Origin of the sequence: Kangiella sp. (genome assembly GCF_014762745.1) — a bacterium.
In the GTDB taxonomy this organism is placed as follows: Bacteria; Pseudomonadota; Gammaproteobacteria; order Enterobacterales; family Kangiellaceae; genus Kangiella.
The window spans coordinates 1-19,716 of record NZ_JABURJ010000042.1 but is presented as its reverse complement, the minus strand read 5'-3'; the positions used below and the strand labels follow the sequence as shown (position 1 = coordinate 19,716).

Here is a 19,716-nt window from a genome sequence, read left to right as displayed (position 1 = left end):
AAAAAAGTCTAGACAGTGACCATTAAAGATTGTTAATAATAAAAAAGGAATGGGCAGGGTTTATCTCTGCCCTTTGACCAATTAACGTAATCAACTCATTGATAATAAAAGAGTTTTGGAACTTTTATGGGAAAATCTTTGGTTATAGTGGAGTCGCCAGCAAAAGCGAAAACCATTAATAAATACCTGGGAAAAGACTTTATCGTCAAATCAAGTATCGGTCACATTCGTGATTTGCCTACCGGATCGCAAAATAAAAAACCGGTGGACGCCAAAGAAAGAGCCCGAAAGGCAGCTGCGACGCGTAAGCTCTCCCCGAAAGAAAAAGCTAAACAAAAAGCGCTGAAAGAAAAAACGGCGCTTTTTGCACGTATGGGCATTAACCCGGAAAAGAGCTGGGAAGCGCACTACGAAGTCCTGCCCGGCAAAGAAAAAGTACTCAATGAATTAAAGAAGCTGGCAAAAGATGCTGACACTATCTATCTCGCAACGGATTTGGATAGAGAAGGAGAGGCCATTGCTTGGCACTTGCGTGAATTGCTGGACGGTGACGACAGTAAGTTTAAGCGTGTAGTCTTTAACGAAATTACCAAAAAAGCCATCCAGCAGGCATTCTCGAAGCCTGGTGATCTGGATATGAACTATGTGAATGCACAACAGGCGAGACGTTTTCTGGATCGCGTTGTGGGCTTCATGGTGTCACCATTGCTATGGCGTAAGATTTCTCGTGGACTTTCCGCGGGCCGCGTTCAATCCGTTGCAGTGAGGCTGTTGGTTGAACGTGAACGTGAAATTCGAGCCTTTATTCCAGAAGAGTATTGGGATATCCACGCTAATACTTTAACGCAATCCAAAGATGATTTGCGTTTACAGGTCAACAAATATCAAGGCAAAAACTTCCGCCCGAATAGCGAAGAAGAGACGAATAAGGCACTTGAGGTTCTTAAGTCGTCAGACTACAAAGTCGTTACTCGCGAAGACAAGCCACAAAAAAGTAAAGCTCCGAAACCTTTCATCACTTCAACATTACAGCAAGCAGCCAGTACCAGGCTGGGCTTTGGTGTGAAGAAAACCATGATGATGGCGCAGCGTCTATATGAGGCGGGTTACATCACCTACATGCGTACCGACTCGACTAACCTGAGTTCTGATGCAGTAGAAGCCTGTCGTGATTATATCAAGACTAATATTGGCGCTGAGTATTTGCCGAAAGAAGCCAACAGTTATAGCAGCAAAGAAGGTGCGCAGGAAGCACACGAAGCGATTCGTCCTTCTGATGTGACAAAAAAGGTTGGTCATTTAAATGGTATGGAAAAAGATGCTGAGCGTTTGTATGACCTGATCTGGCGTCAATTTGTCGCCTGCCAGATGTTGCCAGCAGAGTTTGATGTGACTAGTCTGAAAGTACAGGCTGGGGATTATGAGCTGAAAGCTCGTGGTCGCGTCATGCGTTTTGACGGTTGGACTAAAGTTCTGCCAATGCAAAAGAAAAATGCAGAAGATGAAGAGTTGGCGAATGTTAAAGAAGGCGAATTGCTGGAGCTGAAAAAGCTTGATCCTAAACAGCATTTCACCAAGCCGCCAGCCCGTTATTCGGAGGCCGCATTGGTCAAAGAACTGGAAAAGCGTGGCATTGGCCGTCCTTCTACCTATGCATCCATTATCTCGACTATTCAGGATCGTGGTTATGTTCGTCTTGAAAATCGTCGTTTCTATGCTCAAAAGATTGGTGAGATTGTGACTGAGCGACTGGTAGAAAGCTTTAACGATCTGCTGGATTATTCGTTTACAGCCACCATGGAAAAGCATCTGGATGATATCGCTTCCGGGCGTCAGAACTGGAAGGTAACGCTGGATGAATTCTATGATGAATTCTCAAAGCAGCTGAAAAAAGCCGATGAAGAAGAAGCTGATGGTGGCATGCGCCGCAATGAAGCGGTAGAAACCGATATTCTGTGCGACAAGTGCAAGAAGAATCACATGGCGATTCGTAATGCCAGCACCGGGGTATTCCTCGGTTGCATGGGTTACTCTTTACCGCCTAAGGAACGCTGCAAAAATACTGTTAACCTGATCCCAGGTGAAGAGTTCATTGCTGCCGACGAGGAAGAAGAAGCCCGATATCTGCACGATAAGAAGCGTTGCAAGAAGTGTAACTCAACTATGGATGACTATCTGGTTGATGAACACACCAAGTTGTATATCTGTGGTAATAACCCAGATTGCGATGGTTATGAGATTGAAAAAGGCGAATTCAAGATTAAGGGTTATGATGGCCCGGTTCTTGAGTGCGATAAGTGTGGCAGCGAGATGCAGTTAAAGACAGGGCGCTTTGGAAAGTATTTCGATTGCACCAATGAGGACTGCAAGAATACGCGCAAACTGCTTAAAAATGGCCAACCTGCGCCACCAAAAGCTGATCCCATTCCGATGCCTGATTTACAGTGTGAAAAAGTGGATGACCATTATGTACTGCGCGATGGTGCAGCCGGTATTTTCCTTGCGGCCAGCAAGTTTCCGCGTAACCGTGAAACACGTGCTCCAGCAGTGGATGAGTTGATCACAGTAAAAGACCAGCTGGATCCAAAGTATAAGTTTCTGGCCGATGCGCCACTGAAAGATCCGGATGGTAATCGTACTTTTGTTAAGTTTAGTCGGAAGACCGGTCAACAATATGTGGCCGGTGTTAAAGACGATGGCAAAGCCAGTGGCTGGACTGCTTTTTATGAAAATGGAAAGTGGGTACCACAGAAGTAGTCACAAAAGTAACGCTCTCTTGCATTTTGTTTGTTAAAATCAGCCTGTCATCGAGTCGATGGCAGGCTTTTTTGTACCACCTTTAATAGAACTCCGTTGGGGCAACTGTATGTATTCATTATTACGTTCACTACTCTTTATGTTGGACGGCGAGCGTTCGCATCACCTGTCGTTGAACAGCTTGAACCTGCTTAACCGCTTAAAACTGTCCGGTTTATTGTCGCAACCACAGGTGGATGATCCGGTCGAAGTAATGGGTATTAAGTTTCCCAATCGTGTTGGTCTTGCTGCTGGCCTGGATAAAAATGGTGAATATATCGATGCCTTGAGCCATTTTGGTTTTGGTTTTATTGAAGTGGGCACTGTTACACCTCGTCCGCAACCAGGAAACCCCAAGCCGCGTCTGTTCCGAATCAAAGATGCTGAAGCCATTATTAATCGGATGGGTTTTAACAATGATGGTGTTGATGCTCTGCTCAGTAATGTTGAAAAGGCCCAATTTAATGGCGTGTTGGGGATTAATATCGGTAAGAATTTTGATACGCCTGTTGAAAAAGCGGTTGATGATTATTTGATTGGCATGGAAAAGATTTACCGTCGAGCGGACTATATGGTGGTGAATATCTCTTCACCGAATACGCCAGGCTTACGCGATCTGCAGTTTGGCGAAACCTTAAAGAGCTTATTGGACAACCTGAAAAAGAAACAGCAGGAGTTGCATCAGGAGCATAAGGTTTACAAACCATTAGCGATTAAAATAGCCCCAGACCTTTCTGCAACTGATATTGATGAGCTGGCTGATACTTTCAAACAGTTTGAACTGGACGGTATTATAGCAACCAACACTACTTTTGACCGTAGTAAGGTTGAAGGTATGAAGTATGCCGAAGAGCAGGGTGGCTTGAGTGGTAAGCCGCTTGCCAGTCAGTCGACTAAAGTGATTAAGCGTTTGGTTGAAGCTTTGAACGATTCGATTCCTGTGATCGGCGTTGGTGGCATAACTGACGGGCAAAGTGCCATTGATAAAATTGAAGCAGGTGCCAAGCTGGTTCAGATCTATTCCGGTTTTATCTATCATGGCCCACAACTGGTCTATGAGGTGGCTAAAGCCTTAAAAGAGCACCAGCAGAACCAATAGCGTAAACTTTCAAAGCAAACCATTCTAATAGCCGTTATAATGACGGCTATTTCATTTATTGTTCGTGATCATGCAATTTTATGCCAGCTGCCCCAAAGGCGTAGAAGCTCTGTTAATAGATGAGCTAACTGCGTTAGGCGCTTCCAATCTTAAAGAACATCCTTCCCATATCGTTTTTGAAGGCGATTTAGAACTCGCCTATAAAGCCTGTCTTCATTCGCGTTTGGCCAATCGTGTATACCTGTGCCTGTTGGATGAGGAGTTTAACTCTGTTGAGGACATGTATCAGAAGGTCAATAGTATTGAATGGAGCTGGCACTTTGATATGCAGCAGACTTTTGTAGTTGATGCGATTGCCCGCAAAAACTCTGACATTCGACATTCAGGCTTCGCCTCACAGAAAGTCAAAGATGCAGTGGTGGATTATTATCAGGAACGATTTGAACAACGCCCGTCAGTGGATAAAGACAATCCGGACTATCGTATTCATGCCATTATCAATGGGCGACAGCTTAAGATCGGTATTGACTTGGCTGGACGTAGTTTACATCAGCGTGGTTACCGACCGATTTCAGGGCGCGCTCCGATCAAAGAGAACCTCGCCGCTGCTTTGTTAATTCGTGCTGGCTGGCCTGAGCTTTCGAAAAAAGGTTACAGCTTCCATGATCCCATGTGTGGTACTGGCACCTTATTGGTCGAAGCGGCCATGATTGCCTGTGATATGGCTCCGGGCCTGTTTAATCCGTCCTATTCATTCGAAAACTGGAAACAGCATGATGCTGAATTATGGCAAACTACCATTGCTACAGCCCGTCGTCAGTTTAATAAGAACAAGCTAGCCCTGAATAATCGATTTATCGGCTCAGATAGCCACCGTAAGAGCCTGGAGCTGGCTAAAGAGGTCATCCGTAACGCAGAGTTTGCTGAGCTGATTGAGCTTAAGGAGCAGGATATTAGACGCCCTAGGCTGGAAGCTTTCAGTGAACCTGGATTACTGCTTTCGAACCCGCCTTATGCCGAACGTCTTGGCGAAGAGGACGAGGTTATGCAGTTATACCGAGACTTTGGTGACTACATTAAAAGTCACTGTATCGGATGGCAGGCAGCAATCATTACTAATGAGCCTGCATTTGCTAAAGCTATGGGCATGCGCTCCCATAAGCAATATAAGTTCAAAAACGGTGCGATCGACTGCCAGCTATATCTTTTTGATGTTAAGGAAGAGAACTTCTACAAGCCCTTTGATCCTACGGTGGTTAATCCTGACTGGGATAAAAACCTGTCAGAGGGTGCCGTGATGCTGAAAAACCGCATGATCAAAAATCAGCAGCGTCTGAAGTCGTACCTTAAGCAAAATGATGTGACCTGTTATAGACTCTATGATGCTGACCTTCCTGAATACTCCGCGGCTATCGATGTTTATGATGGTATGGTTCACATTCAGGAGTATGCACCACCAAAGGATATCCCTGCAAAAGTAGCCCAACGACGCTTGAATGAGATTGTTCGTGTTACGTCAGGCCTGTTGCAGATCCCGGAGGCTGAAATATCTCTGAAACAGAGACAGCGTCAAAAAGGCGACTGGCAGTATCAAAAGCAGAGTGATGAAGAGCAGTTTCAGGTTGTGCATGAACAAGGCTTGCAGTTTTATGTAAACCTTAATCGTTACCTGGACACTGGCCTGTTCCTGGATCACCGTAAAACCCGCAAAATGATCATGGCAGAAGCTAAAGACAAGCGTTTCTTGAATCTGTTCGCCTATACCGGCTCAGTCAGTGTCTATGCGGCAAAAGGCGGGGCAAAAACTACCACTGTTGATATGTCCAAGACCTATTTGAACTGGGCGATTAAGAATTTTGGACTAAACAATATTCCAATCTATGGTCATGAGTTTATTCAATCGGATTGTTTGCAATGGCTTGAGGAAGCACAGGGCGAGCGAGTCTATGATCTGATATTCCTCGATCCGCCGACCTTTTCTAACTCCAAAAGAATGGAGACAACCTTTGATGTACAAAGAGATCAGGTTGAGTTAATCCGCCAAACGATGAATTTGTTGGATACAAAGGGCAAGTTGTACTTTTCTAATAACTTTAAGAAGTTTGAGATGGAAAAGGAGCTGATGGACAGTTTTGATATTCAGGAGATCACAGCAAGAACCTTGCCAATGGACTTTCAAAAGAGTCGAAACCATCACAGGTGTTGGTTAATTCAACATAAAAGCTAGAAGTTCGATGTATATCAGCCCCAAGTATAAAAAAACCCAGCCGAAGCTGGGTTTTTTATTGATTAAGTCCTAAGACTTACTTTTTCTTCTTCGCTACACGCTTTTTAGCAGGAGCCTTTTTCTTGGCTGGTGCTTTCTTCTTAGCGGGAGCTTTCTTTTTAGCAGGAGCCTTTTTCTTGGCTGGTGCTTTCTTCTTAGCAGGTTTCTTTTTAGCTTTTGCTTTAGCCTTTGCAGCAGCGGCTTTAGCTTTAGCAGCAGCTTTCTTCTTGTCAGCAGCGGCTTTCTTTCTCGCTTTTGCAGCGGCTGCTTTAGCTTTAGCGGCGGCTTTCTTCTTGTCAGCAGCGGCTTTCTTTTTAGCTTTAGCAGCAGCTTTCTTATCAGCAGCGGCTTTTTTCTTCGCTTCTTTAGCAGCCCAGTCTTTCTCAAACTTGGCAATTGCTTTTTCTAAAGCAGCTTGTTTAGTGGCAGCAGCTTTCGCATCAGCTAAAGCAGACTTAGTTGTATCGTGAGCTTTAACGGCCTGGTTAACGGCAGTCTTAGCCTTACGAACAGCTTCTTTAGCTTTCTTGGCAGCAGCTTTCGCAGCTTTGGTAGACTTACCCTTAGCTTTGTCAGCAGCAGCTTTCGCTTTGTCACCTGCTTTTTTGGCAGCGTCACGAGCTTTCTTTACTGCTGCTGCAGCTTTCTTTTCTGCCGCTTCAAGTTGCTTCATAGTTGTACCTTTAGAAGCAGATTTTTTTACTGGTTTTTTAGCCATGGTCATTTCCCCTGTGTTGCGAGATGTTTTGATTAAAATTCAATCAAATTATACGGAAAGAATTTTAGAAAGTTAATAATTAATTATGCTAAAGTTGCAAATAACGAATCTTTTTTAATGTTTTTTAACAAAAATGAATGATAAAACGCAAAAAATATTTTTTTATACAACTTTTGGCTGTCATTTGTGTGAAAAAGTAGAGGCTATGTTGGCTGAAGTTTCGCATCAATATAAAGAACAATTTCATTACCAAATTGTTCCTTTCGATATTATTGATGATGAAAAAATCTTTGAGCGATATCGCTATTCAATTCCGGTCTTGAAAAAAGAAAATGATGAAGATGAACTCGGTTGGCCATTTAATTATGAACAACTTTGTCATTGGCTTCAGCTTAGTTAATTTTTTTGTGTTTACTCAGGATGTTTTTTTCACTTGATTCATTCATCTGGAAGATTTGTCTTTTAATTCCATAACCGGCATTTCACTAAACATGCTGCTCCTCAATTTTTACCCTACTATCGAGTGATCATTGTCTTAGTTTCCCGCTTCATTTTATCTGTCTTGAATGATGTCGTCATAAAGGGGCTAATCCCTGTGCTGGTATCTACCTTTTAAGTCATTTCTTGTTCACTTGAGCTATGAGCTTGACAAAATTAGTGTTTGAACGTATGTTTCAAACAGTTGTTTGGATTTGATTGGGCAGGATAGTTTAAGCATGACTAAAACTGAATCGACCAAGAGTCGAATACTGGATGCAGCAGAGCAACTCTTTGCAGAGCGGGGTTTTGCGGAGACCAGCCTTAGAACCATTACCACGCGAGCCAAGGTCAACCTGGCTAGCGTGAACTATCATTTTGGCTCTAAGAAGTCTCTAATACAGGCTGTGTTTGATCGTTTTTTACAGGATTTCACCAAGGAGCTTAGCCTTGAGCTAATGACTTTGGAGCAACTTGAGCCTGCTCAGCTTGAAGCTGAAAAACTTCTGAATGCGTTAATTAAGCCTTTATTGAGTTTAAATTCGCGTCGAGATAATGCGATTTCTATCTTTATGCGTCTGTTAGGCCGCGCCTATGCTGAGACTCAGGGACATCTTCGTCGTTATGTTACGGAGAAATATGGCCATGTATTGGTCCGTTTTACTCATTTGTTCCAAAAGGCCTATCCGAGCCTGACCATTGATCAGATTTTCTGGCGATTGCACTACATGTTGGGAAGTATGATCTTTACATTGGGCGGTAGTGAAGCACTACGTCAGATTTCACAGGCTGACTTTAATCGAGATTTGGGTGTTGAGGATGTCATCAAAGAGATGGTTCCATTCCTGGCAGCCGGTATGAAAGCGTAACATTGAATAATTTTGAGGTAATTTGAAATGATGGGTTTATTACAGATTGTTGTGATGTTGCTGGTGGTGGGCTTTTGCGCCTATCAGCGTATGGCAATGAAAAAAGCAATGATCATTAACGCGGTAGCTTTAGTTGTTTTATGGATTCATGGTGGTTTTACCTGGGGGTTATTCATTTCGCTGCTGATCTTTGCAGTAGTAGCAACTTTCTATTTACTTCCAGATTTGCGCATTGACTGGATTTCTCGCAAAGCTTATTTGTTTATGCAGAAAGTCTTGCCACCAATGAATGATACAGAAAAAACCGCTTTAGAAGCTGGTGATGTCTGGTGGGAAGGTGATCTGTTCCGCGGCAACCCTGACTGGAACAAGATGCTGACCATTGCAAAGCCTGCTTTAACTGAAGAAGAGCAATCGTTCGTTGATAATGAGACGGAAGAGCTGTGCTCCATGTTAGACGACTGGGACATTGTTCATAAGCGTAAAGATTTACCACCAGAAGTCTGGCAGTTCATTAAAGACAAAGGTTTCCTGGGAATGATCATTCCAAAGGAATACGGTGGTAAAGGTTTTTCTGCGCTGGCGCATTCAACGGTTGTGACTAAGATTGCAACGCGTAGCGGCAGTGCTGCGGTAACCGTTATGGTGCCTAACTCATTAGGGCCTGGTGAGCTGTTGTTGCATTACGGCACGCAGGAACAAAAAGATTATTACCTTCCTCGTCTTGCAAAGGGCGAAGAAATTCCCTGTTTTGCTTTGACTTCGCCAGTTGCTGGCTCTGATGCTGGCGCCATTCCTGATAAAGGTATCGTTTGCAAAGGTGAATATCAGGGTAAAGAAGTTTTAGGTATCAAGCTAACCTGGAACAAGCGTTATATCACTTTGGCTCCAGTAGCCACCATTGTTGGTCTGGCATTTAAGCTGTATGACCCTGACAATTTAATTGGCGACAAAGAAGACTATGGCATTACTTGTGCCTTAATCCCTGCTGATCATCCCGGAGTTGAAATTGGTCAACGCCACCTGCCAATGAACCAGGCATTCATGAACGGTACCACAACCGGTAAAGACGTTTTCATTCCAATGGATATGTTGATTGGTGGTCAGGAGTTCGCAGGTCAGGGCTGGAGAATGTTGATGGAAAGTCTGGCCGCGGGGCGTTCGATTTCATTGCCAGCAATGGGTACTGCGGTAGCAAAACTGTCTTATCGCATGACAGGTGCATATTCGTTAGTGCGTGAACAGTTCAAAACGCCAATCGGTCGTTTCGAAGGCGTTGAAGAAGCCATGGCACGCATCGCAGGCCTTGCCTATCGTACAGAAGCGAGTCGTGTTATGACTGCTGGTGCGGTGGATTTGGGTATTAAACCATCAGTGGTGTCCGCCATTGCCAAATACCATATGACCGAAATGGGTCGTGAAATCATGAATCATTCAATGGATATTCATGGTGGTCGCGCCATTATTATGGGTGAGCGTAACTATCTGGCGAATGGCTATATGAGTCAGCCGATTGGTATTACCGTTGAAGGGGCCAACATTCTGACTCGAAATCTGATGATTTTCGGTCAGGGCGCGATTCGCTGCCATCCTTATGTGCTGCGAGAAATGTTAGCGGCGCAGCTGGAAGACACCGAAGAAGGCGTTAAGCGTTTTGATAGCCTGTTGTTCCGTCATATTGGTTATGGCGTCAGTAATTTTGCACGTACTTTCGCCTTAGGTCTAAGTGCTGCAAAATTTGCTTCTAAGCCCGTAGGTGGTCAAACAGGTAAATATTATCAGCATCTGACTCGTATGAGCTCAGCCCTGGCATTAACTTCTGATATTGCCATGGGTATCTTAGGCGGTGACTTGAAGCGTAAAGAACGTTTGTCAGCTCGTTTGGCGGATGTGTTGAGTCATCTCTACATGTGCTCTGCAGTATTAAAGTACTATCAGGACAATGATCGTCCATTAGCTGATCTGCCCTATGTGAAGTGGAATATGGAGTATGGCTTGCATAAGATCCAGGAAGCTTTCTATGACTTCTATGAAAACTTCCCAATTAAGGCGGTTGGTAAAGCCTTACGCTTCATTGCTTTCCCTTACGGTAAAAGTTATTCCTACCCATCGGATAAGTTGGAGCAGGAAATTGTGAAGCCAATGATGCAGAACTGCGAAATCCGTGACCGTATTACTGAATACGCTTATGTTGGTAAGACTGAAGACGACGTAACTGGTCGTGTTGAGTTGGCGTTCCTGAAAGTATTGGCTGCGGATGAAGTGCGTCGCAAGCTGCGTAAAGCCATGAAGGCCGGTGAGCTGGATAAAAATGCCACTAATATGGAGCGTATTGAGCAAGCCATAGAAAAAGGCATTATTGACAAGGAAGAGCAGCAAATCCTGGTGGATGCTGAAAATGCACGCATGGATGTGATTCAGGTGGATGATTATTCTCACGAAGAAATCTCTGGTGTGATTGACGATAAGCCAAAGAAGAAAAAGGGTAAATCAGCTTAGTCGGCAGGTTTGCTTGAAGAAGCAGGGCATTGTCCCTGCTTTTTTATGCTTGATGTTTATCAAGAATCTATTAACGGATAGAGAAAATGTTGGTCTAACCTGTCATCAAACCTTATCTTAGCCCCTGAATATTTGGTATCCTTAAGGGATGAATAAAGTTGGCCTGTGAGCACTTGATGCTAATTGGGGCCTTATTGGAGTAGATATTATATGAGTCAGAAAGATAAATTAGTGATTTTCGATACCACCTTGCGCGATGGTGAGCAAAGCCCAGGCGCGTCTATGGATAAAGAAGAAAAACTGGAAATCGCTAAGCAATTGGAATTAATGAAAGTTGATGTGATCGAAGCCGGTTTTGCTATCGCCAGCCCTGGTGATTTTGAGGCGGTCAAATTAGTAGCGGATAACATTAAAGACAGCACCATCTGTTCGCTGTCGCGTGCGATGGAAAAAGACATTCAGGCTGCAGGCGACGCCCTAAAAGGCGCGAACTCAGGTCGAATCCATACTTTTATTGCCACCTCGCCACTACACATGAAGTATAAGCTGCAAATGGAACCTGAGCAGGTTATTGAGCATGCAGTTAAATCAGTTAAGTTTGCGCGTAACCTATGTGATGACGTTGAGTTCTCCTGCGAAGATGCCGGACGTTCCGAGCTGGACTTTATGTGTAAGATCATTGAGCAGGTGATTGATGCCGGTGCACGCACTATCAATATTCCTGATACAGTGGGCTATAACCTGCCTGATCAGTATGCCAATACCATTCAGCAGTTGATTGAGCGTATTCCAAATTCAGACAAAGCCATCTTCTCGGTGCATTGCCATAATGATTTAGGTCTTGCAGTTGCCAATTCTTTGGCGGCGGTGCAAAAAGGTGCACGTCAGGTTGAGTGTACTATTAATGGTCTGGGCGAGCGTGCTGGTAATGCTTCTTTGGAAGAAGTGGTTATGGCGATTAAGACCCGTCCTGATTACTTTGATGTGGAAGTGGATATTGATACTCGTCATATCGTTCCTACTTCGCAATTGGTCTCTAAGATCACTGGCTTTGCGGTACAACCGAATAAAGCAATTGTTGGCGATAACGCCTTTGCACATGAATCAGGCATTCACCAGGATGGCGTATTGAAGCATCGTGAAACCTACGAAATCATGCGTGCTGAAGATGTCGGTTGGGCCAACAACCGTATGGTTTTAGGCAAGCACTCTGGTCGTAATGCATTTAAGAGTCATTTGGCTCAGTTGGGTGTGCAGTTTGATAATAATGAGGACTTGCACGATGCGTTCGTGGCTTTCAAAAAGCTTGCTGATCAGAAGCATGACATTCTAGACGAAGATTTGTTAACGTTAGTTAAGCGTTAAGCGGTATTTGTTCATAATGACCGCCTGGAATCGTTCCTATCTTGAAGCAATGAGTATTCCTGTCTGGGTTTCCAGACAGGAAGTTGCTGCTAAGGTTGCGACAGAACAAGTTGAAGCAGAAGTAGCAGCAAAACCTGAACCTCAAGTAGCTGGAGCCTCAGTGGAGCAAACGACAACTTTCGGTTTTGTTTCTGTGGCCGGTGATGTGCAGGCGAAAATCTGCATTCTAATTACTGCCGAACAGGACTTACAGCAGGCTAAAAGCAATTTCCAATTACTGACTCAGGCCTGGAAACAGTGGCAAGATACAGACTTTCCATTGGCTTTATTGCAATTGGTTGAGCAGGATGGGGCCGTGGCAAATGCAGAGTCAATCGATAATCTCAAAGATAAACAATTACTGCTTTCTTCAAATCAAACTATAGACTTGGCACCTCTTAGGGTTAAGGCGGTACCGACTTTGAACTGGCAGTCGACCAACGATAAAAAAGCTTGGTGGCAGCTGTTGCAGAGTCTTGCTTAGTCGTCAGCAATTTGTAACACTCAACTCTTCATTTCATATCCAAACCTTTTAAGTCAGACCATGTTCTTCGCTGATAATGACTACCATGTTCGTCAACTGACCAAAGCTGATTTGGAGCAGGTTTGTACTATTGAAAAGCGGGTCTACAAATTACCTTGGACCGATAAAATTCATGCACAATGTGTTGAGTCCGGCTATCCCAGTTTGGTGCTTGAGCAGGGGGGCGCCATTATCGGTTACGCCATATTTAACTACCTGTACGATGAATGTCACCTGATGAATATTGTCACCGAGCCACACTTTCAGGGGTTGGGAGTGGCCAGTCAGTTAATTTCTGCCATGTACGAAAAGGCTAAAGAGTCAGGGATGGTCAAGGTGATTCTTGAGGTTCGTGCTTCGAATGAAGTGGCCATTGGCTTTTATCATAAGCAAGGATTTGCGGAGATTGGCCTGCGTAAAGGTTACTACAAATCTGAAGAAGGCAGGGAAGATGCTTTGGTGATGGAGCGAATGCTTTAGGGTATTAACGAGTCTTTCTTCTGGTTAGATTTATTGGCTGACAGAAAGGCCTCGAACTGCTCTGTAACTAATGGCCGGCTGTACCAGTAGCCCTGAATTTCCTCACAGCCTTTCTCTCTTAAAAAGTCTAGTTGCTCCTGTGTTTCAACACCTTCTGCGATAGTTGTTTTGTGTAGACTATGAGCCATTTGGATAATGGCTGTTACGATCGCCTGATCGTCGATGTCAGTGACAATGTCTTTAATAAATGACTGATCGATTTTGAGTTTGTTGACTGCAAACTTTTTGAGGTAACTCATTGATGAGTAGCCAGTACCAAAATCGTCGATTGAAACCTTAAATCCCTGCTGGCTTAAAGCATTAATGGTTTTGCCTGCTACTTCAGGATCTTTTAAGGCCACAGCTTCAGTTAATTCAATTTCAATATTGCCCGGCGATACACCGGCTTCCGCAACTATCTGCGTTACTCGTTCAACCAGATTTTGCTGATGGAACTGTAGTGCTGAAATATTGATTGCTATGATGATTTCAGGGAAACCTTTGCTAACCCATTGCTTTTGTTGCATGGCTACCTGGTGTAACACCCACTCACCAATTTGCACAATAAGACCGTTTTGTTCCGCTAATGGGATGAACTCAGCAGGGGACACCGTCCCCCATTCGGGGTGTTCCCACCGGAGTAGAGCTTCTGCTCCAATCATTGAATTGTCTATTAAATTGAGTTGTGGCTGATAGACCAGATGGAACTGGTCATTGGCAAGCGCTTCTTTAAGAGCGGCAGATAATTGCAGGGAACGTAATGAATGTTCCTGCATTTCCTGCGCGAAAAATCGAAAGGAATTACGTCCATCCTGTTTAGCACGATACATGGCAGCTTCGGCACGCATCATTAACTTGGTGGCTGTCTGGCCGTCATTTGGCGATAATGCCAGACCTATTGAGGTGCTTACTGATAAGGCGTGTGAATTGAATTTAATCTTGCGTTGAACGTCTTCAAGGAGTTTTTCTGCGATGAGCGCCGCTGAATGTTCATTGGTAGCGGGCAAAATTGCCGCGAAACTATCACCAGCAATTCGAGAAATAATGGATTGCTTGCCCAGATCAAAGCGAAGGCGATTGGCAATTTCTACCAACACCAAGTCACCAACCTGATGGCCTAGGGAGTCATTGATAGTTTTGAAGTTGTCCAAATCAAGCCAGAGCACTGTCATGGGTTGCTTCTGCTTGAAATTGTCATCCAACAATTGCTGTAGACGTTCTTCCAACATTTCACGCTTCAAAAAACCAGTCAGCTGATCGTAATTTGATAGTTGGTGGATCTTTTCTTCTGCAATTTTTTTAAGGGTTATGTCTTCTTTATGTGCAACATAATTAATGATTTTTCCCTGTTTGTTACGTACTGGATAAATCATGGCAAATTCTGTGTAATGCGAGCCATCCTTACGCTTACTGATGAGCTCACCACGCCAGGCTTCGCCACGTGCTAGCTGTCGCCAGATGGTACGGAAGGTCTTCTCGGGGTTATCTTCTGCACTAAAGTCAGTTGGGCTTTTACCGAGAGATTCTTTTTCAGTAAAGCCTGTTGTTTCTGTGAAGGCATGGTTTACATATTGAATTTTTCCATCGGTATCGGTTATTAATACGGGGTACGGGTTCTGGTCTATCCCGGTTGATAAGCGGCGTATGGTGGTTTCCTGCCAGCGCTGTTTAATCAGGTTCCAGATGGTATTAGCCAGCACCTGTAATGTTTCTACATCTTGATCTGTGTAATCCGTTGACTTGTTACCTACACCAACCATCATGGTTACTTTGTCGTTTTCAATAACTGGAAGACTGATAAATCGCTTTAAATAGGCATGTCCTTCAGGCAGTCCCTTTTTAACGGTGCTCGCCTGATAGTCATTGATAACGACGGGAGCTTTTGTCCGTATCGAGTCAGCCCAGATACCAGCTTGGTCGATCGGATAATGACTTTCAAAATTTGCGGTACAGTGGTGAGTTAAGGTATTGGTTGACCATGTAACAATCTTAATAATCTTTTGTGTTTCATCTATAAAGTGAATAAAGGCTATTGAGCTGTCGGTAAGATTTTCTGCAATATCAACACTGTGTTGCATGAAGTACTTTTCACCTCCAATATGGAGGTGGTTTTGAAGTTCAAGTAACAGCTTGTTCAGTTTAGCCTCATGGGCAATTCGTTCTTCATTTTTTAAACTGTTGGTAATATCGCGAGATAGAATCAGGAATGTGTTTGCCTTGCCCAGTTGATCTGCTTTGCGCGAGACGGAAAGTTCAAATGTGCGCACTCCACTGGGGACATTAAGCTTAATTCTGGTGCCGTGTGACTGGCCAATTTCATTTGCGGTAGCGATGGCCTGCATACAGTCGATAGCACTCTGTTTATCCATGACATTTTTAATGTTGTTACCAATCAGTTGCTCTGGGGAACCTGGCAGAAGCTCTGGGTTTACTGAATGAATGTCAAGATAGTTACCTTTGCTATCAACCTCGATAAGGAGATCAGGAAGCGTGTTGATAGTGGCAGTCAATTTAGCCTGAAGCTGGAGCATGTTGATGAAGGGGCTTTGCACCGTTTCAACGAATAAAGCGCGGTAGAGAAAGCTGAAGGCAAAAATTTTATAAACATGTCCAATCAGGTTATATAGGTCTGAAACATTGGCATAAAGCGTAAAAAAGAACTCACTCATTGCCATTGTCAATGCTGCGGCGACCAGCCAGTTAGCCCCAAATTCACGAATATGACTGAGCTGCCTTATCAGTAAAAAACCAGCAAGAAAATAAGCGCCTATCAAGACATATTCGAAAACAACCTTGAAACGAGTGAGTCCTTCATCCTGAGTAAAGGTTGCTGGTACGGTTTCAGGATAGAAGAGAAACCAAAAATGAAAAAGAGCTACCAATATAAGTGTTACTGCCAGCCAGAAATAACGCGAGAGCTTTGCCAGCTTCTGTTCAAATTTTCTGGTAGTGCAGGAAATTAGCAGCAATGTGATTGCCATGATGAGTCGGGCAGCCAGCCAGAAGTCGATGGCTTTTTCCGGGCCACTGGGGGTTAGAAAGGAAGGCATCCCTTCATAAGAAATGGTATGCGTAATATCCAACAGAAGCATGCCAAGCGCACCACAGCCGAGGATGATTACTTTCGGACTTGGTTGGAACTTCTGAGTAACCCAGGCGATACCAAATACCATACATGCTACGGCAATGGCTGCTATTTCAAGAGCGGTATGAAGTGGTAAGTAGGAGGCGAGACCGCGACTGACTTCTGGTTCGGGTAAAACCAGCACGATGCCCATCGAAATGACTAAAGCAATAACCCAGACTGACACGGAACGGTCAGAACTTTGAATTTTTCTGAGCTTTGTTAGCATATATGTTGGGTCGTCTCCCCATGGTAAAGTAGCAGCAGAATCTGTTTTTATTTAATTAAGTTTGCTTCTACGTAACATCGTTTATATCAGTTAATTAGACAATGCTCAACTAATGTTGATATTTGTCACATTGAAGGTGTTCTATGAGTAGTTAGCGTTAAAAGATGTATTTAAAGTGAATTATTTCGGGAAAAACAGGTTTCAGCCACTAAACTTGACACCGACGTCTAAATAACTAGCCTAGTGGCATCTGTTAAGGACTTTTAAGTGAAAACCTATGCAACAACAAATTACGGACTGGTTAAAAAATCACGGCGTTGAATTTTCGGACGTCACGGCACTGGCTTCTGTGTTAGGACTTATTGTTCTAATATCGATAGTGGTGCATTTAATACTACACCGCGTGGTGTTGCGCTTTGTGGAGAATAGGGCGCGCCAATCGAAGAAGCTGTGGAAGCGTTCTTTATTCGAAAATAAGCTATTCAATCGTTTTGCGCTGATGGTGCAGGGCATCATCATTTATATTCAGGCTGGTCTCTGGTTAACGCCCGAGTCAGTGGTACTGAATTGGGTGCAAACCTTATCGCTGCTGTGGATCCAGCTGTATGCCTTGTTGACCGTCTTTTCTTTTCTGGATGCTCTTTATCTGATTGGACAGAAAAATACTGAAGCCAGAGCCTTGCCCTTAAAAGGCATAATGCAGAGTATCAAGATTGTTGCATTCCTGGTGGTGGGTATTTCCGTTATTTCATTGCTCATTGGCAAATCACCATTATTAATTCTAAGCGGTTTAGGCGCCATGACTGCTGTAGTCATGTTGGTCTTTAAAGATCCCATTCTTGGGTTGGTGGCAGGGATTCAGTTATCTGCCAATGATATGTTGGAAGTTGGCGACTGGCTGGAAATGCCGCAATACGGTGCTGACGGTGATGTGGTTGAAATTGGGCTGACAACAGTTAAAGTTCAAAACTGGGATAAGACCATTACCTCAATTCCAACTTATGCCCTGATCTCCAACTCCTTCAAAAACTGGCGTGGTATGACTGAAGCGGGAGGGCGAAGAATAAAGCGGTCGGTATTGATCGATTCCAGCAGTGTAGAGTTTCTGTCGGACGAGGCTATTGAAAAGTTAAGTCATTCTAAATTACTGGCCCCTTATTTGCAGCAGAAACTGGATGAAGTTAAAAAGTACAATGAAGAGAATGGCCTGGATATGTCTTTAAGGATAAATGGTCGTCGTTTGACTAACTTAGGTACTTTTAGAGCTTATTTATTGAATTACTTAAAAAACCACCCGCAGATCCATCAGGAAATGACCTTGATGGGGCGTCAGCTGGAGTCTTCGTCTAACGGTATTCCGCTGGAAATCTATGCCTTTACTAAAACCACCGAATGGGCGGTTTACGAGGGAGTTCAATCTGATATCTTTGACCATATTTTTGCGGTCTTGCCAGAATTTGGCTTGAGGGTGCATCAGTCGCCGACCGGTTATGATATTCGTTCGCTGACTATTGTAAGAGACACAGACAGGTCAAAGCAGACGACACAAGCAGTTGAGGCTGAGCAAAATAAGTCCAGCTAATCGTCTTACAGCCTATGACAATCGGCGGCAAACGCTTATAATTGCCGCCTTATTGCTTCCGCACACGTTTTACTTAAGAGAGTCGCATGTCCAAAACTGATTCAAAGCTAGTGTCTCAAATTGAGAATCGCCGTACCTTTGCCATTATTTCGCACCCGGATGCGGGTAAAACCACCATTACCGAAAAAGTTCTGTTGTTTGGTAACCAGATCCAGGAAGCCGGCGTGGTTAAGGGGCGTGGCGGCAAGCATGCGACTTCGGACTGGATGGAGCTGGAAAAGCAGCGTGGTATTTCGGTAACGACTTCAGTGATGCAGTTTCCTTATGGTGGGCGAACCGTCAATCTTCTTGATACTCCCGGACACGAGGACTTCTCAGAAGATACTTATCGAACTCTGACCGCTGTGGACTCGGCTTTGATGGTAATTGACGCGGCTAAAGGTGTGGAAGCCAGAACCATTAAGCTGATGGAAGTCTGTCGCTTACGCGATACGCCTATCATCACTTTCATGAATAAAATGGACCGCGATATTCGCGATCCGATTGAGCTGCTGGATGAGGTTGAGGACGTCTTAAAAATTAACTGCTCTCCAGTGACCTGGCCGATTGGCATGGGTAAGCAGTTCAAAGGTGTTTATCATATTCTCGAAGATAAAACCTATCTCTATCAATCTGGGCAGGGCCATAAAATTCAGGAAGAGCGTATTATTGAAGGTTTGAACAATCCAGAGCTTGATGAAGCCGTTGGCTATCTGGCTAACGACTTGCGTGAAGAGTTGGAGTTGGTCCAGGGCGCCAGCCATGAGTTTGATTTACAGGAGTTTCTGGAAGGCAGGCTGACCCCTGTGTTTTTCGGTACCGCATTGGGTAACTTTGGTGTTAACCATATGCTGGATGGTCTGGTTAAGTGGGCGCCTTCACCACTAGCCCGTGAGGCGGATGAACGTATGGTTGAAGCAACTGAGCCAACTTTTTCTGCCTTCGTTTTCAAGATTCAGGCCAATATGGATCCGCAGCACCGCGACCGCATTGCTTTTGCTCGAATCTGTAGTGGTAAATATACTAAAGGCATGAAGATGCGCCATGTGCGTTTAAACCGTGATATGACGGTCAGTAATGCGCTGACATTCCTGGCTGGCGATCGTGAACATCTTGAAGAAGCCTATGCTGGAGATATTATTGGTCTGCATAATCATGGCACTATTCAGATTGGCGATACCTTCACCGAAGGCGAAGCCATCAAGTTCAAAGGTATTCCAAACTTTGCCCCAGAACTGTTCCGTCGCGTGCGTCTGCGCGATCCATTGAAGAACAAGGCATTGATTAAAGGACTGGTGCAATTGTCTGAAGAAGGGGCGACTCAGGTGTTCCGTCCACAAAATTCCAATGATTTAGTATTGGGTGCGGTCGGGGTGCTGCAGTTTGATGTGGTTGCGCATCGCCTAAAAAACGAATATAAAGTGGAATGTATCTATGAACAGGTTAACGTCTCAACAGCCCGCTGGGTTGAGTGTGACGACGAGAAGACGTTTGAGGAGTTCAAACGTAAGAATGCCGATAACCTGGCTCTGGATGGAGGGGACAACTGGACGTATTTAGCACCGACCATGG

At 44.3% G+C, this 19,716-nt stretch carries 12 protein-coding genes and 1 pseudogene; 11 read left to right on the top strand and 2 right to left on the bottom strand.

The window, feature by feature from the left end:
* The first annotated feature begins 126 nt into the window (after positions 1 to 126).
* From topA to rlmKL, 3 genes are all read left to right on the top strand, one after another.
* Positions 127 to 2,757 (top strand): type I DNA topoisomerase, encoded by a 2,631-nt coding sequence (gene topA, locus HUJ19_RS02735; RefSeq protein ID WP_290622149.1) that lies wholly within the window; start codon positions 127 to 129, stop codon positions 2,755 to 2,757.
* 109 nt (positions 2,758 to 2,866) lie between these two features.
* Positions 2,867 to 3,895, top strand: coding sequence for a quinone-dependent dihydroorotate dehydrogenase (locus HUJ19_RS02730; protein ID WP_290622147.1), 1,029 nt, complete (start codon positions 2,867 to 2,869; stop codon positions 3,893 to 3,895).
* Positions 3,896 to 3,965: 70 nt separating this feature from the next.
* Positions 3,966 to 6,122: a bifunctional 23S rRNA (guanine(2069)-N(7))-methyltransferase RlmK/23S rRNA (guanine(2445)-N(2))-methyltransferase RlmL gene (rlmKL, locus tag HUJ19_RS02725; protein ID WP_290622146.1), complete on the top strand. Its 2,157-nt coding sequence runs from the start codon at positions 3,966 to 3,968 to the stop codon at positions 6,120 to 6,122.
* A gap of 76 nt (positions 6,123 to 6,198) precedes the next feature.
* Here rlmKL and HUJ19_RS02720 read toward each other — a convergent pair whose 3' ends face one another.
* Entirely contained in the window at positions 6,199 to 6,879 is a 681-nt protein-coding gene (locus HUJ19_RS02720; RefSeq protein WP_290622145.1) for a hypothetical protein, read from the bottom strand.
* Positions 6,880 to 7,012: 133 nt separating this feature from the next.
* Between HUJ19_RS02720 and HUJ19_RS02715 the strand changes: the two genes are divergently transcribed.
* The 6 genes and pseudogenes from HUJ19_RS02715 (at position 7,013) to rimI (ending at position 13,131) form a co-directional block, all read left to right on the top strand.
* Positions 7,013 to 7,279, top strand: coding sequence for a glutaredoxin family protein (locus tag HUJ19_RS02715; RefSeq protein WP_290622143.1), 267 nt, complete (start codon positions 7,013 to 7,015; stop codon positions 7,277 to 7,279).
* A gap of 316 nt (positions 7,280 to 7,595) precedes the next feature.
* Positions 7,596 to 8,225 (top strand): TetR/AcrR family transcriptional regulator, encoded by a 630-nt coding sequence (locus HUJ19_RS02710; RefSeq protein WP_290622141.1) that lies wholly within the window; start codon positions 7,596 to 7,598, stop codon positions 8,223 to 8,225.
* A 27-nt stretch (positions 8,226 to 8,252) separates the two neighbouring features.
* Positions 8,253 to 10,724 carry an acyl-CoA dehydrogenase gene (locus HUJ19_RS02705; RefSeq protein ID WP_290622140.1) on the top strand — a complete coding sequence of 824 codons (2,472 nt, stop codon included), beginning with the start codon at positions 8,253 to 8,255 and terminating at the stop codon, positions 10,722 to 10,724.
* Positions 10,725 to 10,934: 210 nt separating this feature from the next.
* A pseudogene (locus HUJ19_RS02700) lies at positions 10,935 to 12,080 on the top strand (2-isopropylmalate synthase); the annotation flags it as partial.
* 25 nt (positions 12,081 to 12,105) lie between these two features.
* Complete coding sequence (locus HUJ19_RS02695) at positions 12,106 to 12,612, top strand: hypothetical protein (protein ID WP_290622137.1); 507 nt, start codon at positions 12,106 to 12,108, stop codon at positions 12,610 to 12,612.
* Positions 12,613 to 12,672: 60 nt separating this feature from the next.
* Entirely contained in the window at positions 12,673 to 13,131 is a 459-nt protein-coding gene (rimI, locus tag HUJ19_RS02690; protein WP_290622136.1) for a ribosomal protein S18-alanine N-acetyltransferase, read from the top strand.
* On the opposite strand, the gene HUJ19_RS02685 is transcribed toward rimI, so the two are convergent.
* Complete coding sequence (locus HUJ19_RS02685) at positions 13,128 to 16,523, bottom strand: EAL domain-containing protein (protein WP_290622135.1); 3,396 nt, start codon at positions 16,521 to 16,523, stop codon at positions 13,128 to 13,130. The two genes, rimI and HUJ19_RS02685, sit on opposite strands and share 4 nt — an antisense overlap.
* A gap of 277 nt (positions 16,524 to 16,800) precedes the next feature.
* On the opposite strand from HUJ19_RS02685, the gene HUJ19_RS02680 reads away from it, so the two are divergent.
* Both HUJ19_RS02680 and prfC read left to right on the top strand, forming a co-directional pair.
* Complete coding sequence (locus HUJ19_RS02680; RefSeq protein WP_290622134.1) at positions 16,801 to 18,105, top strand: mechanosensitive ion channel family protein; 1,305 nt, start codon at positions 16,801 to 16,803, stop codon at positions 18,103 to 18,105.
* 86 nt (positions 18,106 to 18,191) lie between these two features.
* The coding region (prfC, locus tag HUJ19_RS02675; RefSeq protein ID WP_290622133.1) for a peptide chain release factor 3 at positions 18,192 to 19,716 on the top strand (1,525 nt) is incomplete at its 3' end.

Excerpts from the sequence above, each read along its gene's own strand:
- topA (WP_290622149.1), top strand. The coding sequence starts at position 127 with ATGGGAAAATCTTTGGTTATAGTGGAGTCGCCAGCAAAAGCGAAAACC.
- HUJ19_RS02730 (WP_290622147.1), top strand. The coding sequence starts at position 2,867 with ATGTATTCATTATTACGTTCACTACTCTTTATGTTGGACGGCGAGCGT.
- rlmKL (WP_290622146.1), top strand. The coding sequence starts at position 3,966 with ATGCAATTTTATGCCAGCTGCCCCAAAGGCGTAGAAGCTCTGTTAATA.
- HUJ19_RS02720 (WP_290622145.1), bottom strand. The coding sequence starts at position 6,879 with ATGGCTAAAAAACCAGTAAAAAAATCTGCTTCTAAAGGTACAACTATG.
- HUJ19_RS02715 (WP_290622143.1), top strand. The coding sequence starts at position 7,013 with ATGAATGATAAAACGCAAAAAATATTTTTTTATACAACTTTTGGCTGT.
- HUJ19_RS02710 (WP_290622141.1), top strand. The coding sequence starts at position 7,596 with ATGACTAAAACTGAATCGACCAAGAGTCGAATACTGGATGCAGCAGAG.
- HUJ19_RS02705 (WP_290622140.1), top strand. The coding sequence starts at position 8,253 with ATGATGGGTTTATTACAGATTGTTGTGATGTTGCTGGTGGTGGGCTTT.
- HUJ19_RS02695 (WP_290622137.1), top strand. The coding sequence starts at position 12,106 with ATGACCGCCTGGAATCGTTCCTATCTTGAAGCAATGAGTATTCCTGTC.
- rimI (WP_290622136.1), top strand. The coding sequence starts at position 12,673 with ATGTTCTTCGCTGATAATGACTACCATGTTCGTCAACTGACCAAAGCT.
- HUJ19_RS02685 (WP_290622135.1), bottom strand. The coding sequence starts at position 16,523 with ATGCTAACAAAGCTCAGAAAAATTCAAAGTTCTGACCGTTCCGTGTCA.
- HUJ19_RS02680 (WP_290622134.1), top strand. The coding sequence starts at position 16,801 with ATGCAACAACAAATTACGGACTGGTTAAAAAATCACGGCGTTGAATTT.